Consider the following 18,578-nt stretch of genomic DNA (forward strand, 5'->3'; position numbering starts at 1 on the left):
AATATGTTATACTGTTTTTGTAACCATAGAATCATTGATTTTTTAGGAGTAAAGGAGAGAAATGAGATGACTCAAGCAACGATAACAGAAATTGGCACGTCAGCAATCAATTCAGAGGAACCTATGCTGATTTTATTCGATCAGTCGGCAACATCCGCGTTGCGTGACTATACGATCATTCAAGAATTTAGTACAAAAGAGAATTTTTCACTTAATCAAGGTGATCAAATTTCTTTTGATCATCAAGAATATACCATCGAACATGTTGGTCCGTTGGCCAATGAAAACTTAACAACGGTTGGTCATGTGACTCTGGTTTTTGAACAACCACCAGCAGGTGACAGAATCGTCAATGGAATCTATTTGTCCCCTTATCAACTACCAGAAATCACTGTCGGCACGACCATCGACTATAAGCAGGTGAACTAATGGAAGAGGATAAAAAAAGAAAAATCAAACCTGTTTCATGGTTTTGGCGTTGGTTTTTGAATAATCAAGTAGTCACGGCTTTATTAGTCGTTCTTTTGGTCTTACTGATCGTTTTCTTATTTACGAAAGTCTCTTATCTTTTTGAGCCCATTTGGCAGTTTCTAGCGATCGTTAGTTTACCGATCATTCTATCAGGTATCTTATATTACCTGATGAATCCTGTCGTCGATTATTTTGAAAAGAAAAATATTCCAAGGCTCTATAGTATCATCGGTTTATTTATACTTGTTGTCGCTTTGATCGTCTGGGGAAGTGTAGTGATCATCCCGAAAATCCAAGAACAAACCGTCAGCTTTGTCAGCAATTTTCCACAATACGTCGAGACCATCGATGACAAATTAACCGAGATTTTTCGTGATCCACTATTCAGTCAATTTAGAGAGCAACTGGAAAATACAGGCGATCAGTTTATGAATTCTGCTGGCGATATTTTACAGAATCTATCAAAAAGCACCGTTCAAAGCTTAGGGAGTTTTGTTGGCGCTGTAGCTACGATCGTTGTTGCCGTATTGACGATGCCGTTTATTTTATTTTATCTGTTGAAAGATGGAAAACAATTAGCACCTTATTTGGTCAAGTTCTTACCCACTCGTATGAGAGTGCCTACGTTAAAAGTCTTAGGTGAGATGAACAGCCAAGTCTCTTCTTATATTCGTGGACAGCTGACTGTGGCTTTCGCAGTTGCGGTGATGTTCATGATCGGATTTGCAATCATCGGGTTAGATTATGCTGTCACTTTAGGGATCATTGCCGGTTTCTTGAACTTGATCCCTTACTTAGGTTCATTTTTAGCGATGATCCCTGCGGTATTTTTAGCCATCGTTGCAGGACCGATCATGTTGGTCAAAGTATTGATCGTTTTCGCCTTAGAGCAAACCATCGAAGGCCGTTTGATCTCGCCACTTGTACTTGGCAATCAGTTGTCGATCCATCCAGTGACGATTTTACTTGTCCTATTAACATCCGGAAAATTATTTGGTGTGGTCGGTGTGATTTTAGGGATACCTGTCTATGCCGCAGCGAAAGTATTGATTTCTCACATTTTTGAATGGTACACTACGATTTCTTCCCTTTATGAAGAAAAGCAACAAGAATAAATGAAAAGCCGAGATGATCGAGAATAGGAACCCTATTTTCAGTCGTCTCGGCTTTTTGATTATTTCATCAATAAGTTAGTCATTTTTTGGATTGCTGCGGAAATATCATCTGTCGCTTGGTCTTGTTTTGCTTCTGACGCATCAAATTGTTCAGCGTTGATGCCTTTTTCTGGTTGGATGCTTTGAGTCATTTCTTCACAACCAGCTACATAATTTTTGTAGGCTTTTTCAAAGTTCTTATGGATACCCATTACTTTGGCTGGTGGACGCAACGTACTGATTTTCTTTAGCATATTGCGATATTTTTCAGTACCTTGGTCAAATAGCTCAACCGTCTCAACAAGCTCGGATCGCGTTAGTTCAGCTGTTTTCTTTTGATCGATTGCTTCTCTGATTTTTTCATATTTTGGGTGCATCGTTTCGCCGATTGCTTCTGTTTCTTTCACGATTTTATCGACTGTCTGCACGTAATAACCGAGATTCGGTAACATAGGTTTTCCTACTTTCTTCTTTTTCTTTCTCTATTTTACCTGTTTATTCTAGTAGAAAACAAGTCATTACATCAATAAAATGTTATTTTTATCGTTTATTTTTCATAAAATCCTGCATCCAAACTATATTGTTCTCCTGAAACTAGATCATATTGGATCAAGCGATACGCCTCGTATACTTCCTCTTGCGCCTGATTCAACTGAGCTTCTTTTCCCCATTGGCCATTTTGAAAATACAGTTCTCGTTCGAACGCGGGAATAGCCGACTCCATTTCAAGCAGTAATTGATAAAAACCAGTGGTCTTTTGATTCGTTTGTTCTAAAAGATTCGCTGCAAAATAAAAAGGGCTAGTGACAGCATCATTGGTTTCACCTTTCTCTAACTCACCTGCTGTATCGAACATGAGAAACTCTGTCTGATGTAAGGCTTGTTTCTCATTTTTATTTTTGATCTCGTCCGAATAGATCCCCGGTAAATGATCTCCCCAAAAAACGACTAGTGTTCTTCTTGGCGTATCTTTCAGCGCTTCAGTGAATGCTTTCAATGCTTGACTACTATAGGCAATATCTTGCAAATAATTGTTGAGTGTATCTGTTCCAGTATCATCTTCTGTTGTAGCCGAAAAATCTAATTGCGAATACTTGCCTGCATAAGGCATATGGGTCTGCATCGTGACCAAATGGACAAACTGAGGCGTTTGCTCATCTTTTAATAAGTCTAAAATTTCTTTATAGGCAGACTCATCTGAAATATATGGATTATTATCAATGGTATCAGTGTAAGTCATATTTCCCTCGCTGATAAACGAATCAAACCCTAGCGTCTGATAGACATCTTCACGTTTATACATCGATGTATTATAAGGATGGATCGCCGTTGTTCGGTAGTTTTGTGCATTGAGCGTGGAAACAAGCGATGGTAATTGATCCAGCTTGGGAACGAGCATCGTATATGGTGTGGTCATTTGACCATTGAATAGCGCCATGGATAGACCCGTTAAGGCTTCAAACTCAATATTTGCTGTTCCACCACCATAATTTTGCGAAAGCATTCGGCCACTATAGGTTTGATTTGCCACTTCACGATAGTCAGCTAAGGGATCACCGGTCACCGTGACACCATTTAGATGACTTGGATCAGAAAAGCTTTCACTCATCACATAAATGATATTTGGCTGCTCATCACTTGCTGTTTGATTTTTTTCGTCTGCGATTGCTTGATATTTTTCAGTGATTTCATTGATTTTTTCTTTTGAATAACCTTCTGGTCGTTCCATCGGTTCAACTTTTAGATTGTACAAAAAGCCACCAATAAATCCTGTATTATAATAATTCATTTTTTGACTATAAGGAATCCACAAAGCCGTTTGATTATAAGCTTTACGCAACAAATTATTGGGATTATTGAAGTTACTAAAATAACCCATCATTGCAACGGTCATGATTAAAGTCAAGATACGATAGATTTGGAATGTTCGATCTTTTTTGAAACTACGGACAATTGCCCAGACCACTCCACCAAAGGCAAGGATCGCTAGTAGAATCAACCCAATAAAAATCGGTGTTCCGGTCATGTCTTTGAGTAAATTGAACTCTGTGATCATCTTTAAGTCATCTGGATAGATTGGTTCTTGACGATAGCTCATTTTCAAGTAATTTGCAAAACCTAATATACCGATACTTACGAGATAAAAAAGCAGACCAAATAAGTAAGAACCCGCGAAAGCGACCATAAATAAAAAGACAGTAAGTAATACGAAACAAGCAAGTAAAAATTTTTCTGTGTGCCATGAAAAAGCAAATTTCAAGGCTAAATCAACTGAAAGATTATTCTGGCACCATTGTAAATACAAATTACTTATAAGTATCACTAAGACTGTTACTACCCCCAGAGTAGTGATTCGTAGAATTTTTTGTTGTTTGGTTGAAAACTTATCTAAATGTTTGTTCAAGAGAGCGCTCCTTCACTTTTTCTAAACTACTTTAACGCCTATTTTATTCTAGTCGCTTCACAAATGAAAGTAAAGTTCAAAAAACAAGTAGTCTGAACGACCAATTTTATAAAAAAATAAATAGAAAACAAAAGGAATGAAACTGTGTCTTAGTCTCTCCAGCTCGCAAAGAATAAGCGGTAATAGCCACAATTTTGAACAACAAATTGTGGCTATTACCGCTTATTTCTTGAAGGGCTTTATTGAAATGATGCTCAAATATCAGCCGAATACGCAACTGGTTCACCAAAAACTGGGAATCCCTCTGTGTCCCACGAAAATACTTGTGCGTTGGCATGACGATTGGGATTGTTCAGAGGATCGATTCCTTCATTTTTTTCTGGTCGTGCATGGTAAACTAATACATCTTCTTTGCCATCTTCTGAGAGAGTAAAGGAGTTATGTCCCGGTCCAAACTGCTTATTTTTCTCCGAAGAGACAAAGACAGGTTCAGGATTTTTATGCCAAGAATAACCGTCAAGTAGATCCGCTGACTCTTCTGCCCACAGCAAACCCATTGCATAATTTTCATCCGTGGCACTCCCCGAGTAAGTGATGAATATTTTCCCGTTACGAACCAGTACGGCTGGTCCTTCATTGACTGCAAATCCTTGCTTTTCCCAAGAAAATTCTGGGATGGCTAATAATAGTTGTTTTCCGGTCAGTGTCCAAGGATTTGCCATTTCTGATAAATAGAGATTGGAGTTTCCCGGAATACGCGGGTCTAATTGCGCCCAAACATAATACAACTTTCCTTGATGTGTAAAAGTCGTGCCGTCTAAACTAAACGTGTCTGTAGCAGTGATGATTTGCCCTTTTTCTTCCCAATCAGTATTCATTGGGTCAATGGACGTGTTTTCAAGAACGAACATCCGATGGTGATGATCCCGATCACGAATCTCTGCATGATCACTGGCTGCAAAATAGATATACCACTTTCCTTGGATATAATGGATTTCTGGTGCCCAGATCAACTGACTCATGGGTCCAGTTTTAGGTGCATGCCAAACCAGTAACTTTTCTGCATGCTTCAAGCCATCGATCGTTTTCGCACGTCTCAATTCGATGGACTGATAACCAGGTAGAGAACCCGTCAAATAATAGTAGCCGTCCGTATGTTTGTAGATCCAAGGATCGGCTCGTTCAAGGACGATTGGATTAGCATAAGTTGTTTTTTTCATAAAGGTTCCTCACATTTTTTTAGTCTGATGACATTCCAAGAATATGCTTCAAGCACCATATGGATCGTGTTCTTTTCATTTACATCGATTACTTGTTCTATCGGCTGGATCGTATTCGGAGCGTCTTTCGTATTTTTATCTAGTAAATGATCACTTTTTACGACTAGTTGGACTGCTTTAGTCTCCAGCTCAAAATCATGCGTTGTCGTAATGGACACTTTCTCTTCTGTGCGATTCACTAGAAACAGTACGATTTCTTGCTCATTTTCGACAACTACGCTATCAATGATCGGCACTTCTTTTCCAGTATCACATTCATATGTGGGACAAAACGTTTGTTGATCTAATACAGTGCCTTTCGCATATTTTGCCAGATGTTGCATCACATAATAGGTCGGATTTACCCATGCGATCCCATTTTTCTCTGTTAGGATAAGCGGGATGGTATTGACTAAAAGCGATTGGCAAGCAATTTTGACACGATCTGCATGCCGTAAAATCGCAAGACCTAACGTGCCGAACAGTAATGTATCTTCCATGGTGAACTGGCACCAATCGATTGGTGACCCCTCTTGGAATTTTTGATAGGTTTGTTCTGGTTGGCTATGAACATTCCATTCATCAAAAGCTAAGTACATCGTCTTGTCACTGCGTAGATAGCCTTTCACATAGTCACACGTCGCAATGATCTCTTCGATTTGTCGATCAAACCGTTCCGCTTTAGCTAAGTAAGTTTTGGTATCTGCTCGCTCATTTTTTGGAGGTTTAGTCAAATCTTTTTCGTCATATTTATCGATGTAATTATGCAAAGCAATATAATCAACGTTTTCATATGCTTCTTCTAAAGCGATTCGGTCCCATTCAGGATAAGACGCTAAGCGTGGCGTCGAACTACCGACTAAAATCGTTTCGATCGATTCATCGACTAATTTCATCGCTTTGGCAGATTCATTGGCTAACCTGCCATACTCATAGGCACTTTTTGCGCCAATTTGCCAAGGACCGTCTAACTCATTTCCTAAGCACCAAAGTTTCACGTTAAAAGGTTGCTCTTGTCCGTTTTGTTTGCGTAACTCACTCCAAGAGGTTCCTTGAGGAAAATTACAATACTCTACTAGATTACGCGCATCATCGATTCCTTTTGTGCCTAGATTCACCGTCATGATTGGCTCCGCTTCTACCATGTCTAACCATTTGAAAAATTCATGTAGCCCGAATGTATTTGGTTCGATTCCTTGCCATGCAAGATCGATTTTTTTTGGACGCTCGGTGACTGGACCAATCGTATCTTGCCAGTCATATCCTGAAGTAAAATTCCCTCCAGGATAACGGATCACCCCTAAAGACAGTTCTTTTACATAAGAAAGCACGTCCTGTCGAAAGCCATTCTTATCCGCGGTCGGATGTTCTGGTTCAAATATTCCGTTATACACGACACTTCCCATATGTTCAACAAAAGAACCGAAGAGTCGTGGACTGATAGCTCCTTTAGAAAATCCTTGACGTACCTTTAATTCAACTTTTTTCATTGCCACACTCCTTTCCTATTTATGTTTCCCACTAAATGATTGATCAACCACCAAACCCCACCTGCTAATACAAAAATAATCGGCGGAAACATAAACACAAGCACAAGAAAAACTAATAATATGCCACAACATACAAGATTCTTCAAAAAGTTGGTCAACACCCACAACGTACTTTCTTGAAAAAGTTCCTTTCCGGAAAGAGCGTCATTTTGGGCAAGAGAACTACACCAAGAAAGTAAAAACATCGTAAAAACCAACATTGTTACATACCCACAAATCACTAACCAAATAGCAGATTCTTGCAAAATAAGATTCATCGCAAAATAACTGATGATGGTCACGCAACTCATCACTAATTGAAGGAAAAACTTACGCTTAAAGCCCTGAAAAAAGGAATAGCAAACATGCCCTGATTCGCCATTCTTCCATTTATTCAACGCTGTAAAGACCCCTGTTGTGGCTGGTACTACTGTGACTAAAGGCAAAGAAACGACGACCCATAAAATCCCTAATAAGATATGATCGGAAATTTGGATCAATTGACCATACCATTTTGTTTCGACTAATTTCATCTTCTCACTCTTTCATGCCAGACATTGCAGTTCCTTGTACAAAGTATTTTTGAGCAAAAATATAAATGATCAACAATGGCAACATCGAAATAACTGTTCCTGCCATCACCGGTCCATAAAATGATATATTTTGTCCGGTGAATAAAGCTAATCCTGCAGGTAACGTCCGCATTTTCGAACTTGTTGTCAAAATCAGTGGATACAATAAATCATTCCAACTGTTCATCAACGTAAAGATTGCTAGTGATAGAAGTGTTGGCTTGCTCAAAGGCAACATGATCTTCAAGAAAATCTTGAACTCACCTAACCCGTCAATACGTGCGGCTTCTTCCAATGAATCTGGTAAAGTCACAAAAAACGACCGCATCATAAATATCCCAAAAGCAGTAGTCATCCGAGGAATGATCAATCCGGCATACGTATCTAACATACCTAAAAAGTTTGCTTGGATGAACAGTGGGATCATGAAGACTTGAAATGGGATCATCATCGTTAACAAAACAAAGTAAAACAACACCGATTTCCCTTTGAAGCGCATCCGAGCAAAAGCATACCCTGCAAGAGAATCAAAGAAAACAGAAGTGATCACTGTCCCACCTGCAAAGATCACTGTGTTTTTGATGTACTCTAACAACGGAATAGTCGTCCAAACCTTGATATAATTCTCAAAGGTATATTCATCTGCAAAAATTCTCGGGGGAAAAGAAATAATGTCTTTTTCATATTTGAACGAGGAAATGATCAACCATAGAAAAGGAAAAGCGATAATCAATAATACGAGTAACATTCCGACGACACGCAACCATTTCTTTCCATCAAACTTTTTCCGACGATTCGTTGAAACTGCTGTATAACTTTCCGAAAGCATATTATTACTCCCCCCTATTTCATCTGTTTTTCTTTTCTTGACATATATAAATTGGTCGAAATTGCCAGCACAGCTACAATGACAAACAGTACTGAAGATAATGCGGAAGCATAGCCTAACTCATATGGAGCGGTGAAGCCGCGACTATAAATGTATTGGACAGCTGTTTCCGTTTTGAATTGTGGTCCGCCGTTCGTTGCCACATATACTTGGTCAAACACTTGCATGGAACCAATCAGGTTGGTCAAGATACAAAAACCAAGAGATGGGACGATCTGCGGTAACGTGATATTAAAGAATTGTTGACGATTGGTTGCTCCATCCATTTGCGCTGATTCGTAAAGCGAAGGGGAGATTCCTTGAATAGCAGTGATCAGGATCGTCATCGTGACACCGAAATTTTTCCAAACCGTCATCAGCGCAACTGTTGGCATTGCTAATGTTGGATCACGGAAAAATTGTGGAATCGGCAAACCTACTTGTGAGAAAAGGTAAGGGATAGCCCCAACGTTTGGGTCAAGCAACATTGAAAAGATGATTGCAATGGATGTTAAGGAACAAATAACAGGGATATAAAAAGTTGAGCGACAAAAGCGATTGAAACGAGTATTCTTTGACAAGATCACCGCAGCTAATAAACCAACGATAATCTGTGTTGGTGTTTCAAGTAAGGTAAAATACAACGTATGGAAAAGTGAATTGACCGCACGTTCATCCCCAAAGATCCGCAAAAAATTATCCATGCCTACGAACTCTCTTGAAGTAAAAAAGATGTTCAAATCAGTAAAACTGATCGCAAATGTACCAATCAGTGGCACCACTGTGAATAACAGTAGAATCAAAAAGGATGGCACTAAAAACAAATAAGCCGCTCGATCCGGTCGGTTCCAGTATCTGGTGAATGCTTTCATTTCGTCTATTCCCCCTCTTTCTTATTCGATGGATTCCTTGATGAACAGTTCAAGCGATGAAAAATCAGCCCAAGAAAGGAAAGAAGTTTTTCTCGAAAAAGGAAAGCGAAAGCAATAAATATGTTTTTGCAATTTATAGGACTTTCGCCTTATCCTCTAGGAGATTCCTTCTATTTCTTTCGTTGTTTTGATTTCATTGTGAACTGTTACTCGATTATTCCTTCAATAGATCATTGATCTGATCATCTGCATCATTCATGAGTTGCTCTGGATCTTCACCAGCCAACAATTTTTCGATCAATGGATTAATGATGTCATTATTGATTGCTGCGATTTTCGTGAATCCTGGTAGATAAGGTTCAGCATATTCCATTTGTTTGGATAGTTCCGATACGATAGGATCATTCTTCACTTCTTCATCTTCTGCGACAGATGATAAGTAGGCAGGGAAGCCATTTTCAATACTCCATTTTTTACCGATTTCACTTGTGTTCCAGTATTTTAGGAATTCATAGATTGCCTCTTTTTTGTCACTATCTGTACTTGCTGGGATTGCATAACCAACACCATCTAAAATCGCTGTTTTTTCACCGTCCGCACTTGCTTGCGGTAATGTCGTTACACCATAATCGATTTCGTTTGCTTTCAAGCCGTTATTCAACCACGGTCCGTTGATGATGATCGATAATTGTCCAGCGTTCATCAAATTATCCATTTCTGCTCCTGAAATCGATTCTGGTCCTGCTTTATCGACATGGATCATTTTTTGGATGGCTGTTAGTGTTTCAAGATTTTCTGGTGAAGCAAACTCAGATTTTGTATAGTCATCGCTGACAAGTTTTCCTCCATTTGCCTTCATCCAGTTATAAAGTGGTGCAGTACCGTCTTTATTGAAGACAAAACCTGAGACATTTTTACTACTATCGGTCAGTTGTGGAGCCATCTCTGTTAATTCTGTCCAAGTAGTTGGTGGTGTTGTTTCATCCAAGCCAGCTTGTTTGAATAATTCTTTGTTCCAATACATATACATCCCTTGTACTTGCATCGGAATAAAGTATTGCTGATCATCCACCATTCCTAGATCTACCGCAGTATCTTTGAAATCTCCTTTATCCACACCGTCATATTCCCAGAAATCATCTACAGGCTGCACAGCCCCATTCTCCACATATTGAGCAAAATCAGCGTAGTTCAGTGCAACAAAATCTGGCGCTTTTCTCGAAGAAATAGCCGTTGGTAATTTTTCATTCAAATTAGCCCATGTCATCACATCCATCTCAATCGTGATGTTTTTGTCATTATTCTTATTAAAATCATTGACGATCTCTTGTAAGATCTCTCCGTCAGAAGCTGTAAACCCATTCCAAAAAGAGAGTGTGACTTCTCCGTCATTTTTACTTTGAGAAGAAGCACCACCGCCACAAGCACCTAATATTCCAGTCGCAGCTAACAACAATGAACCAATCATCAATTTTTTTCCTCGCATCTCTATCTCCTCCTTATTTGTTCGGGGTCAAGCTTGTACGGATCACATTCCAAGATAACGGTTTCAATTTGCAATTCAACTGATTTTCTTTATGTTCGTAGGCTTTTGAAGACACAGGTTTGATTTGCTCATTTCCTGCTTGATTGACCGCTTTGATTTCATAGCCAGACATCTCTGAAAAATCAATGACTTCCTTAATCTTTAAGTCAGAAAATTGTAGATCTAAACTCATCTCTTCTTCTCCACGATTCACTGCAAAGATCACCAACTCATTTTTTTCTTCATTCAGCACCGCGATACTTTCTAAATATGGAACTGTATCAAATTCACTCGTTGCATACGTATCGACAGTGATTTCAGGTCGTAAAGCAATACCTTGCCCTAAAGTCGCGACTTGCATAAATGGATAATAGATTGTTTGACGCCATGCTTCACCGTCTTCTTCTGTCATGATCGGAGCAATTACGTTGACTAGCTGCGCCAGACAAGCAATTTTTACTCGATCAGAATGTTTTAACAAAGTGATCAATAAACAGCCCAATACTAAAGCATCCTCAAAATTATAGTGATCTTCTAATAAAGGTGGGGCCACTTGCCATGGCTTGACTGTTTGATCATGTTCTGTCGAATGATACCAAATATTCCATTCATCAAAAGATAGATTGATTTGTTTCTTGCTGTGTTTTTTCGCCTTGATTGCATCACACATCGCAACAACACCAGAGATGAACTGATCCATATCGACTGAACGAGCTAAATAATTTTTCAAATCATTTGTTTGATTGCCATAATACTGATGCAATGAAAGATAATCGATTTGTTCATAGGCTTGATCCAATACAGTCAATTCCCACTCACCGAACGTCGGCATTTTACTATTCGAGCTACCACATAAAACGACTTCGATCGATTCATCGACAAGTTTCATTGCTTTTGCTGTTTCTTCTGCCAGCCGTCCATACTCCGCTGCTGTCTTATGACCGATTTGCCAAGGACCATCCATTTCATTGCCTAAACACCACGTCTTGATCGCAAAAGGTTCGGTTTGTCCATTTGCTATTCTTTGATCACTCCAATAAGTACCACTAGGATAATTGCAATATTCTACTAGATTTCTTGCAGCATCTAAGCCACGTGTTCCAAGATTGACAGCCATATTGATCTCAGCGCCCACTTCTTGACACCACGCAGCAAATTCATGCACACCCACTTGATTTGTTTCTAAAGATCGCCAAGCAAGGTCTAATCTTTTCGGCCGCTCCGTTATAGGCCCCACACTATCTTCCCAATTGAACCCAGAAACAAAATTCCCACCTGGATACCGGATCAATGGTACCGATAATTCTTTGACTAGCTCCATAACGTCTTGGCGAAATCCCTTATCATTTGCAGTCGGATGATCTGGTTGATAGATCCCTCCATACACTGCACGTCCCATATGCTCAATAAACGAGCCATACAAACGACGATCGATTTCCCCTATCTTTTGCACACGACTAACTGACATTACAGCTTCCATATGTCCCCTCCTTTAATTTATACATGAATCATATCTTTCTTTGAAAGCGTTGTCAATAATAATATTATTAAATATAAAAATATTTTTACATTATAATTAACATAAATGTTAATTATATATATTAGTTTTATGATATTAACCTATAAATTAATATTTATGTTAATATATAGTTAAACAAAAACCTAAATAAGAGGTGAAAAATCATGCAACTCCAAATCAATGAAGAATCGTTACCTGTTTATGAAGCTTTAGCTAGTAAAACAAGGATAAAAATCATCCAGTTACTTTCAAAAAACAAAATGAATATCAAAGAGCTTGCCCAAGCACTCGGTATCAGTAGCGCGATTACAACAATGCATGTAAAAAAACTTGAAGAAGCAAATATCATCAAATCTGAAAAAATAGGCCAAAAAAAAATTTCCAGCTTACGTGTCGATAAAATCAACATCACGTTTCCAGAAAAAATCTTCAATGCCTTTGATACGAAAGAAACATCGATCCCTATCGGTCATTATACCCGCTATTCGATTGAGCCGACATGCGGTCTGGCAACGATCCATGACTTTATCGGCAAAGTCGATGAACCACGTTATTTTGCCGATCCACGACGAATGGATGCTCGGATTCTGTGGTTTACAAGCGGATTTGTTGAATATCAAACACCAAACTTTTTAAACGAAGAAGATACCTTGGAAATGTTGGAATTGTCCGTTGAACTATCTTCCGAGTTTCCCTTTTCGAACGACAATTGGCCATCGGATATCACTTTCAGCCTAAACGGTGTGGAATTAGGTAACTGGACAAGCCCAGGAGATTTCGCAGACATTCGTGGAAAACATACCCCGGACTGGTATCCAGATAATCTAAACCAATACGGACTATTGAAAACAATCCGTATCACTAAACATTTGACCAATATCAACGGCGAACCATTATCTGAAATCACGATCAATGACATCCCAAGAAACGAAGACGTCTGGACCTTCCGCATCGAAGTCAAAGAAGACGCCAAAAACGTCGGTGGCTGCACCCTATTCGGCAAAGGCTTCGGCAACTACGACCAAGATATCAAGATGAAGGTGTATTATAGTTAAGGTTGTGAAAGAAGCGGTCAGCACTGAGTAATAAGACAGAATCATCGAAAATGGCTTTTTCATTTTTGATGGTTTTGACTTATTATTGAAGTGTTGCTTCTTGAACACCGTTTATCTAGGTTGTGAAAAAAGCGGTTTGACCTGAGCAGTAAGATGAGAAATCAGAAAATAGCTTTCCATATTTTTTGATTTTTCAGCTTAATGTTGAAGGTCAGCTTTTTGAACACCGTTTATCATAGGTTGTGAAAAAAGCGGTTTGACCTGAGCAGTAAGATGAGAAATCAGAAAATAGCTTTCCATATTTTTTGATTTTTCAGCTTAATGTTGAAGGTCAGCTTTTTGAACACCGTTTATCATAGGTTGTGAAAAAAGCGGTTTGACCTGAGCAGTAAGATGAGAAATCAGAAAATAGCTTTCCATATTTTTTGATTTTTCAGCTTAATGTTGAAGGTCAGCTTTTTGAACACCGTTTATCTAAGTTGTGAGAAAGCCGTTTAGCTCCAAGTAGTAAGGCAGAACTTGAGAAAATAGCTTCTCATATTTTTTCAAGTTTTGACTTACTATTGAAGGAGCTGGCTTTCGAACACTGTTTATCTAGGTTGTGAAAGAAGCGGTCAGCACCGAATAATAATATCAATGAAAAGGAGTAATTTTATGGCTATCTATTCAAATAGTGTTATGACAGATTCACCTTTATTATTTATTTCCGGACAGACACCTCAAAAAGAGGATTACATTCCCGATGGTATCGATGAGCAAATACAAATCGTTGTTGAAAAAATAAATTCCATCATTATGGATAACGAAGCGAGTACCCAAAATATTGTCAAAATGAACGTGTATTTAACTGATGCTTCCTTTTTAGGATCACTTAGGACGACACTTATAAAACTATATGGAGAAAATAAACCAGCAATGACAGTAGTAATAGTAGCTGGATTGATTGATCCAAGATTCAAAGTAGAAATAGATGCTATTGTCGCTATCAAATGATTTTCTTAAGGAACATCGATTTGTTTCAGACTGTCAAAGAGTGTCAATCAAGTATAGCCGATCCTATTTTGTTTCTTTCAATACTGACTCTTCCAATGTGGAAAACTTATTTTTTAAGCCTTCTTTTCTATGAGAATGAAGCAAAGCAATAAAAATCTTCACCTTAAAAATACACTGGAGAACAAAACGCGAATACAAACAAAAATAAACCGTTAATCCCTTGATCAACAAAGGATTAACGGTTCATTTGATTCGTTTATTTCACTTTATTTCCAAAAATCATCAAAGATCGAAATTGGCAAATGACGTTTATGCTGTGTTTTATTCCACCATTGCTCGATTTTTTGTTGTGCATCTACTGGAATTTCTTTCCCTTCCAAATAGTCGTCGATCTCATCATATGTGACACCTAATGCGACTTCATCGGCAATCATCGGCTTGCCTTCTTCAAGGTCAGCTGTTGGCACTTTGGTATAGAGATGTTTTGGCGCGTCTAAAGCCTTCAACAATGCTTTTCCTTGGCGTTTATTCAAGCGGAACAATGGCAAAATATCTGCCCCACCGTCTCCATATTTTGTAAAGAAACCAGTAATATTTTCAGCTGCGTGGTCGGTTCCGATCACAGCCCCTGCGCGTTGTCCAGCAACCGCATATTGTGTGATCATTCGTTGGCGCGCTTTGATATTTCCTTTATTGAAATCACTGATTTCCACACCTGCTTCAATCAATGCTTGCGTTTGCGCATCGACAGCGGGTTTGATATTTACACGTAATTGGACGTCTGGTTGGATAAAGTCTAACGCCGCTTTGGCATCTTCTTCATCTGCCTGTTCTCCATATGGCAAACGTACACCGATAAACTGGTAACTATCATCTTTCGTTTCTTCCCGCATTTCTTCCATTGCCAATTGTGCTAAACGTCCGGCTAAAGTAGAATCTTGTCCTCCACTGATACCTAAAACCAAGGTTTTTAAGAAGGGATTCTTTTTCAAATATTCTTTCATGAAATCGATACTCACACGAATTTCATTTTGAGGATCGATGACTGATTTCACGCCTAATTCTTCGATGATTGCTTGTTGTAAATGATTCATCTTCCATTCCTCCTATAGTTCACTCGTTAATTGTGTGACGCTTTTTTTCATTCGTTCCATGATTGCCATCTTATGATTCCAGCAATCTGTTGATAGATCCACAGGATATTTTTGCGGATTCAAATCACGTTTGTATTCTTCCCAAAGAGAATCTAAGTTTCCTCTGGTATACTCTTTGATTTCTTCTAATGTCGGTAAGTCATAGACTCTCGTTCCTTCAACAAAAATATCTTGTAAAATTGGCCGAGCTGTAAAATCACGAACAGTTTTATTGATAAAGGTATGTGTCGGGTGGAACATGAAGATCTCTTCTTCTTGTCGAGGATCTTCGTCCCATAGTGTCACATAATCGCCTTCTGATTTCCCATCAAAGTTACGAGTGATACGCCATACTTGTTTTTTACCTGGTGTAGTAACTTTTTCTGCATTGCTAGACAATTTGATCGTATCGATCATTTCACCTTGTTCATTTTCGATGGATACCAGTTTGAAGACTGCACCTAAAGCCGGTTGGTCATAGGCGGTGATCAACTTTGTTCCCACGCCCCAAACATCGATTTTTGCTTTTTGCATTTTTAAGTTTAAAATCGTCGCTTCATCTAAATCATTTGAGGCATAGATTTTTGCTTCTGTAAAACCAGCGGAATCTAATTGTTCTCTGACCCGTTTCGAAATATACGCCATATCACCACTATCGATACGTACGCCTTGGAAATTGATCTTGTTGCCAAGTTCTTTTGCCACACGGATCGCACTAGGAACACCCGATTTCAAGGTATCGTAAGTATCCACTAGAAAAACACAATCTTTATGTGTCTTTGCATACGCCATAAATGCTTCATAGTCATTCCCATAACTTTGAACAAGTGAATGAGCGTGGGTACCGCTTGCTGGAATCCCGAAAATTTTCCCTGCACGAACATTGCTCGTTGCATCTGCTCCACCAATATAAGCAGCACGAGTACCCCAAACCGCAGCATCCAATTCTTGCGCACGGCGTGTACCAAACTCCAATAATGGATCGTCACCGATCACTGATTTGATACGAGCCGCTTTCGTCGCGATCAACGTTTGAAAATTCACCATATTCAATAAGGCTGTTTCTACTAATTGACAATGGGCTAATGGGCCTTCCACTTGGATCAATGGCTCATTCGCAAAAACAAGTTCTCCTTCACGAGCGGAACGGACAGTCGCTTTGAATTTGAATTCACGTAAATACGTCAAAAAGCCTTCCGGATAAACAGCCATTTCGCGAAGATACGCAATATCTGTATCAGTAAATGTCAAGTTTTCTAAATAATCCACTAATCGTTCTAACCCTGCAAAAACAGCATAACCATGATTGAATGGCATCTCGCGGAAGTAACATTCAAAAACTGCATGTTTATCTGCTCTATCTAGTTCCCAGTAAGTCTGCATCATGTTGATCTGGTAAAGATCCGTATGTAGCGTCAAACTGTCATCTGAGTAAGTTGTCGTCATCTTTTTTATTGCTCCTCTTAGCCAATTTTCATTTCTTATCCATTATAACAAAAAAATACCCTAGTAAAAGAAATCTTGTTTTATTTTGTACAAAGTAAAGAAATAAGATAGGAGATTGTGAGAAAGCCGGGCAGCTCCGAGTAGTAAGGTAGAACTTGCAAAAATAGCTCCTCATATTTTTTGATTTTTCAGCTTAATGTTGAAGGTCAGCTTCTTGAACACCGTTTATCCAGGTTGTGAAAGAAGCGCTCAGCACTGAGTAATAAGACAGGAAAATCAAAAATGGCTTTTTCATTTTGGATTTTCTTGGCTTATTATTGAAGTGTTGCTTCTTGAACACCGTTTATCTAGGTTGTAAAAAAACGCCTAAATCCCAAAGATCAAACTATCTTGGAATTTAGGCGCTTTACTTCCTATCGCTTATTCAATTTAGGATCATCCATAACTTTCTTGCTGTATTGATCGAGCTATGCAATCGTTGCGATGGCTTGTTCTACAATGACGATATCCTTATTCGGCCGTTTGAACTGAACACCCGCTTCTTCTAATTCTTGCTTGACACCTACATGGATATTGACCGCTGATCGTTCTGTTTTCAACACTTTTTTGATTGCATAATCAATTTCCTGTTTAGTGATTTTCTTTTTTGTATTGATCATCACTAATTGGACTTGATTATAGGTATCGATCAACAAAATCTGTGTACGATCTAAAGAAAATAGTTTATAAAATCGAATAGCAGAATTTCTAAAAAAGAAATCAACGATTTTTGGATAAAAAGTTTTGATATTCAAGTTGCTCGTAATCGGAGTTTCAATCAGTTTCATACTTTTCCTCTTTTCTTAATTTTTTTACTCAATAAAATAAATCGCTTTCATAAAGACGATAAAAAAACAATTTGATTTCCCTCTCTTCGTTTAATAGTATAACATATAATCAATTAGATAAAAAAGATGATTTTTCACTTGACCTTCTCGTTACGTCAAGGATTATGCTAGTTTTGTCAGGAGGGAAAACAATGGAATACACAATTAAGAAAATGGCACAGCTCTCAGGCGTAAGTAGTCGTACACTACGTTTTTACGATGAAATTGATTTACTCAAACCCAAACGGATCAATTCAGCTGGTTATCGTATCTATGGTTCTCAAGAAATCGATCGTCTACAACAAATTTTATTTTATCGATCCTTAGATTTTCCACTGAACCAAATTCGCGAATTATTAGATGATCCTACCTTTGATCATCAACATGCACTCATCGAACATCAGAGAAAACTACTAGAGAAACGAGCAGAAATTGATACTCTCCTGGCAACCGTCCAACAAACATTAGCACAATTCAAAGGAGGAAAAAAGATGACTGACCAAGAAAAATTTGAAGGATTAAAAAAACAAAAAATAACTGAAAATGAAACAAACTATGGCACAGAGATCCGTGAAAAATACGGAGAAGAAACGATTGATAAAGCAAACGAACAATGGCAAAACCTTTCCCAAGAAAAATACCAAGAAATGCAAGAAGTTGAGCAACAATTACTAACGAATTTAACGTCTTATCTGTCTGACCAATCAAATCAGGCACTTGCAAAAGAAATTTTTGATGCACATAAAAAATGGCTATTATTTAGTTGGCCCACGTATCAAGCAGAAGCCCACAAAGGATTAGGTATGCTGTATATCTCAGATGAACGTTTTACTGAATACTATGATTCTCGCTGTGGTAAAGGCGCCGCTATAGCATTGAATGAGATCATTCAAGCTCATGCATAAATAAAAA

The 18,578-nt window shown here is 38.5% G+C and carries 17 protein-coding genes; 5 read left to right on the forward strand and 12 right to left on the reverse strand.

Features of this window, described 5'->3' with window-relative positions:
- Positions 1-66 precede the first annotated feature (66 nt).
- Together IGK01_RS11670 and IGK01_RS11675 are read left to right on the forward strand one after the other, a co-directional pair.
- Entirely contained in the window at positions 67-429 is a 363-nt protein-coding gene (locus IGK01_RS11670; protein ID WP_023520301.1) for a PTS glucitol/sorbitol transporter subunit IIA, read from the forward strand.
- Positions 429-1,586, forward strand: coding sequence for an AI-2E family transporter (locus IGK01_RS11675; RefSeq protein WP_023520302.1), 1,158 nt, complete (start codon positions 429-431; stop codon positions 1,584-1,586). Before IGK01_RS11670 ends, IGK01_RS11675 begins: the two co-directional genes overlap by 1 nt.
- A gap of 59 nt (positions 1,587-1,645) precedes the next feature.
- Here the strand turns inward: IGK01_RS11675 and IGK01_RS11680 are convergent, their stop codons facing one another.
- The 9 genes from IGK01_RS11680 to arfA form a co-directional block, all read right to left on the reverse strand.
- Entirely contained in the window at positions 1,646-2,077 is a 432-nt protein-coding gene (locus IGK01_RS11680; protein WP_224434244.1) for a hypothetical protein, read from the reverse strand.
- A 95-nt stretch (positions 2,078-2,172) separates the two neighbouring features.
- Entirely contained in the window at positions 2,173-4,029 is a 1,857-nt protein-coding gene (locus tag IGK01_RS11685) for an LTA synthase family protein (RefSeq protein WP_023520304.1), read from the reverse strand.
- 254 nt (positions 4,030-4,283) lie between these two features.
- The gene (locus IGK01_RS11690; RefSeq protein ID WP_438840779.1) at positions 4,284-5,249 is read right to left on the reverse strand and encodes a glycoside hydrolase family 43 protein; all 966 of its coding nucleotides are present in this window, start codon (positions 5,247-5,249) and stop codon (positions 4,284-4,286) included.
- Complete coding sequence (locus IGK01_RS11695) at positions 5,246-6,778, reverse strand: alpha-N-arabinofuranosidase (protein WP_438840780.1); 1,533 nt, start codon at positions 6,776-6,778, stop codon at positions 5,246-5,248. Before IGK01_RS11695 ends, IGK01_RS11690 begins: the two co-directional genes overlap by 4 nt.
- Positions 6,775-7,350, reverse strand: coding sequence for a DUF624 domain-containing protein (locus IGK01_RS11700; RefSeq protein ID WP_023520307.1), 576 nt, complete (start codon positions 7,348-7,350; stop codon positions 6,775-6,777). Before IGK01_RS11700 ends, IGK01_RS11695 begins: the two co-directional genes overlap by 4 nt.
- Positions 7,351-7,354: 4 nt before the next feature.
- The gene (locus tag IGK01_RS11705) at positions 7,355-8,218 is read right to left on the reverse strand and encodes a carbohydrate ABC transporter permease (protein WP_438840781.1); all 864 of its coding nucleotides are present in this window, start codon (positions 8,216-8,218) and stop codon (positions 7,355-7,357) included.
- A gap of 14 nt (positions 8,219-8,232) precedes the next feature.
- Positions 8,233-9,129 (reverse strand): carbohydrate ABC transporter permease, encoded by an 897-nt coding sequence (locus IGK01_RS11710; RefSeq protein WP_010736673.1) that lies wholly within the window; start codon positions 9,127-9,129, stop codon positions 8,233-8,235.
- Between the two features lie 214 nt (positions 9,130-9,343).
- Positions 9,344-10,615, reverse strand: a complete 1,272-nt coding sequence (locus tag IGK01_RS11715) for an ABC transporter substrate-binding protein (RefSeq protein ID WP_010736674.1) — start codon at positions 10,613-10,615, stop codon at positions 9,344-9,346.
- A gap of 13 nt (positions 10,616-10,628) precedes the next feature.
- Positions 10,629-12,134 carry an arabinosylfuranosidase ArfA gene (gene arfA / locus IGK01_RS11720; protein WP_409173604.1) on the reverse strand — a complete coding sequence of 502 codons (1,506 nt, stop codon included), beginning with the start codon at positions 12,132-12,134 and terminating at the stop codon, positions 10,629-10,631.
- A gap of 203 nt (positions 12,135-12,337) precedes the next feature.
- Here arfA and IGK01_RS11725 point away from each other — a divergent pair, with 203 nt between their 5' ends.
- Both IGK01_RS11725 and IGK01_RS11730 read left to right on the forward strand, forming a co-directional pair.
- The gene (locus IGK01_RS11725) at positions 12,338-13,228 is read left to right on the forward strand and encodes an ArsR/SmtB family transcription factor (RefSeq protein WP_019723205.1); all 891 of its coding nucleotides are present in this window, start codon (positions 12,338-12,340) and stop codon (positions 13,226-13,228) included.
- 654 nt (positions 13,229-13,882) lie between these two features.
- Entirely contained in the window at positions 13,883-14,221 is a 339-nt protein-coding gene (locus IGK01_RS11730) for a RidA family protein (protein ID WP_023520310.1), read from the forward strand.
- 266 nt (positions 14,222-14,487) lie between these two features.
- On the opposite strand, the gene nadE is transcribed toward IGK01_RS11730, so the two are convergent.
- The 3 genes from nadE to IGK01_RS11745 form a co-directional block, all read right to left on the reverse strand.
- Entirely contained in the window at positions 14,488-15,315 is an 828-nt protein-coding gene (nadE, locus tag IGK01_RS11735) for an ammonia-dependent NAD(+) synthetase (RefSeq protein ID WP_438840782.1), read from the reverse strand.
- A 12-nt stretch (positions 15,316-15,327) separates the two neighbouring features.
- A complete protein-coding gene (locus IGK01_RS11740) occupies positions 15,328-16,800 on the reverse strand; it encodes a nicotinate phosphoribosyltransferase (RefSeq protein WP_010736679.1) in 1,473 nt (490 codons plus the stop codon).
- A gap of 467 nt (positions 16,801-17,267) precedes the next feature.
- Positions 17,268-17,627, reverse strand: a complete 360-nt coding sequence (locus IGK01_RS11745) for a DUF1827 family protein (protein WP_023520312.1) — start codon at positions 17,625-17,627, stop codon at positions 17,268-17,270.
- A 191-nt stretch (positions 17,628-17,818) separates the two neighbouring features.
- Between IGK01_RS11745 and IGK01_RS11750 the strand changes: the two genes are divergently transcribed.
- Positions 17,819-18,571, forward strand: a complete 753-nt coding sequence (locus IGK01_RS11750; protein WP_010736681.1) for a MerR family transcriptional regulator — start codon at positions 17,819-17,821, stop codon at positions 18,569-18,571.
- The last annotated feature ends 7 nt before the right edge of the window (positions 18,572-18,578 follow it).

It is taken from the genome of Enterococcus sp. AZ080 (assembly GCF_051714945.1).
Classification (GTDB): domain Bacteria; phylum Bacillota; class Bacilli; order Lactobacillales; family Enterococcaceae; genus Enterococcus_B; species Enterococcus_B pernyi.

What these genes read in the sequence shown, in the direction of transcription:
- IGK01_RS11710 (WP_010736673.1), bottom strand. Translation starts at nt 9,129, where the DNA reads ATGAAAGCATTCACCAGATACTGGAACCGACCGGATCGAGCGGCTTAT.
- IGK01_RS11670 (WP_023520301.1), top strand. Translation starts at nt 67, where the DNA reads ATGACTCAAGCAACGATAACAGAAATTGGCACGTCAGCAATCAATTCA.
- IGK01_RS11695 (WP_438840780.1), bottom strand. Translation starts at nt 6,778, where the DNA reads ATGAAAAAAGTTGAATTAAAGGTACGTCAAGGATTTTCTAAAGGAGCT.
- IGK01_RS11730 (WP_023520310.1), top strand. Translation starts at nt 13,883, where the DNA reads ATGGCTATCTATTCAAATAGTGTTATGACAGATTCACCTTTATTATTT.
- arfA (WP_409173604.1), bottom strand. Translation starts at nt 12,134, where the DNA reads ATGGAAGCTGTAATGTCAGTTAGTCGTGTGCAAAAGATAGGGGAAATC.
- IGK01_RS11705 (WP_438840781.1), bottom strand. Translation starts at nt 8,218, where the DNA reads ATGCTTTCGGAAAGTTATACAGCAGTTTCAACGAATCGTCGGAAAAAG.
- IGK01_RS11680 (WP_224434244.1), bottom strand. Translation starts at nt 2,077, where the DNA reads ATGTTACCGAATCTCGGTTATTACGTGCAGACAGTCGATAAAATCGTG.
- IGK01_RS11675 (WP_023520302.1), top strand. Translation starts at nt 429, where the DNA reads ATGGAAGAGGATAAAAAAAGAAAAATCAAACCTGTTTCATGGTTTTGG.
- IGK01_RS11740 (WP_010736679.1), bottom strand. Translation starts at nt 16,800, where the DNA reads ATGACGACAACTTACTCAGATGACAGTTTGACGCTACATACGGATCTT.
- IGK01_RS11690 (WP_438840779.1), bottom strand. Translation starts at nt 5,249, where the DNA reads ATGAAAAAAACAACTTATGCTAATCCAATCGTCCTTGAACGAGCCGAT.
- IGK01_RS11725 (WP_019723205.1), top strand. Translation starts at nt 12,338, where the DNA reads ATGCAACTCCAAATCAATGAAGAATCGTTACCTGTTTATGAAGCTTTA.
- IGK01_RS11750 (WP_010736681.1), top strand. Translation starts at nt 17,819, where the DNA reads ATGGAATACACAATTAAGAAAATGGCACAGCTCTCAGGCGTAAGTAGT.
- IGK01_RS11745 (WP_023520312.1), bottom strand. Translation starts at nt 17,627, where the DNA reads ATGAAACTGATTGAAACTCCGATTACGAGCAACTTGAATATCAAAACT.
- IGK01_RS11715 (WP_010736674.1), bottom strand. Translation starts at nt 10,615, where the DNA reads ATGCGAGGAAAAAAATTGATGATTGGTTCATTGTTGTTAGCTGCGACT.
- IGK01_RS11700 (WP_023520307.1), bottom strand. Translation starts at nt 7,350, where the DNA reads ATGAAATTAGTCGAAACAAAATGGTATGGTCAATTGATCCAAATTTCC.
- nadE (WP_438840782.1), bottom strand. Translation starts at nt 15,315, where the DNA reads ATGAATCATTTACAACAAGCAATCATCGAAGAATTAGGCGTGAAATCA.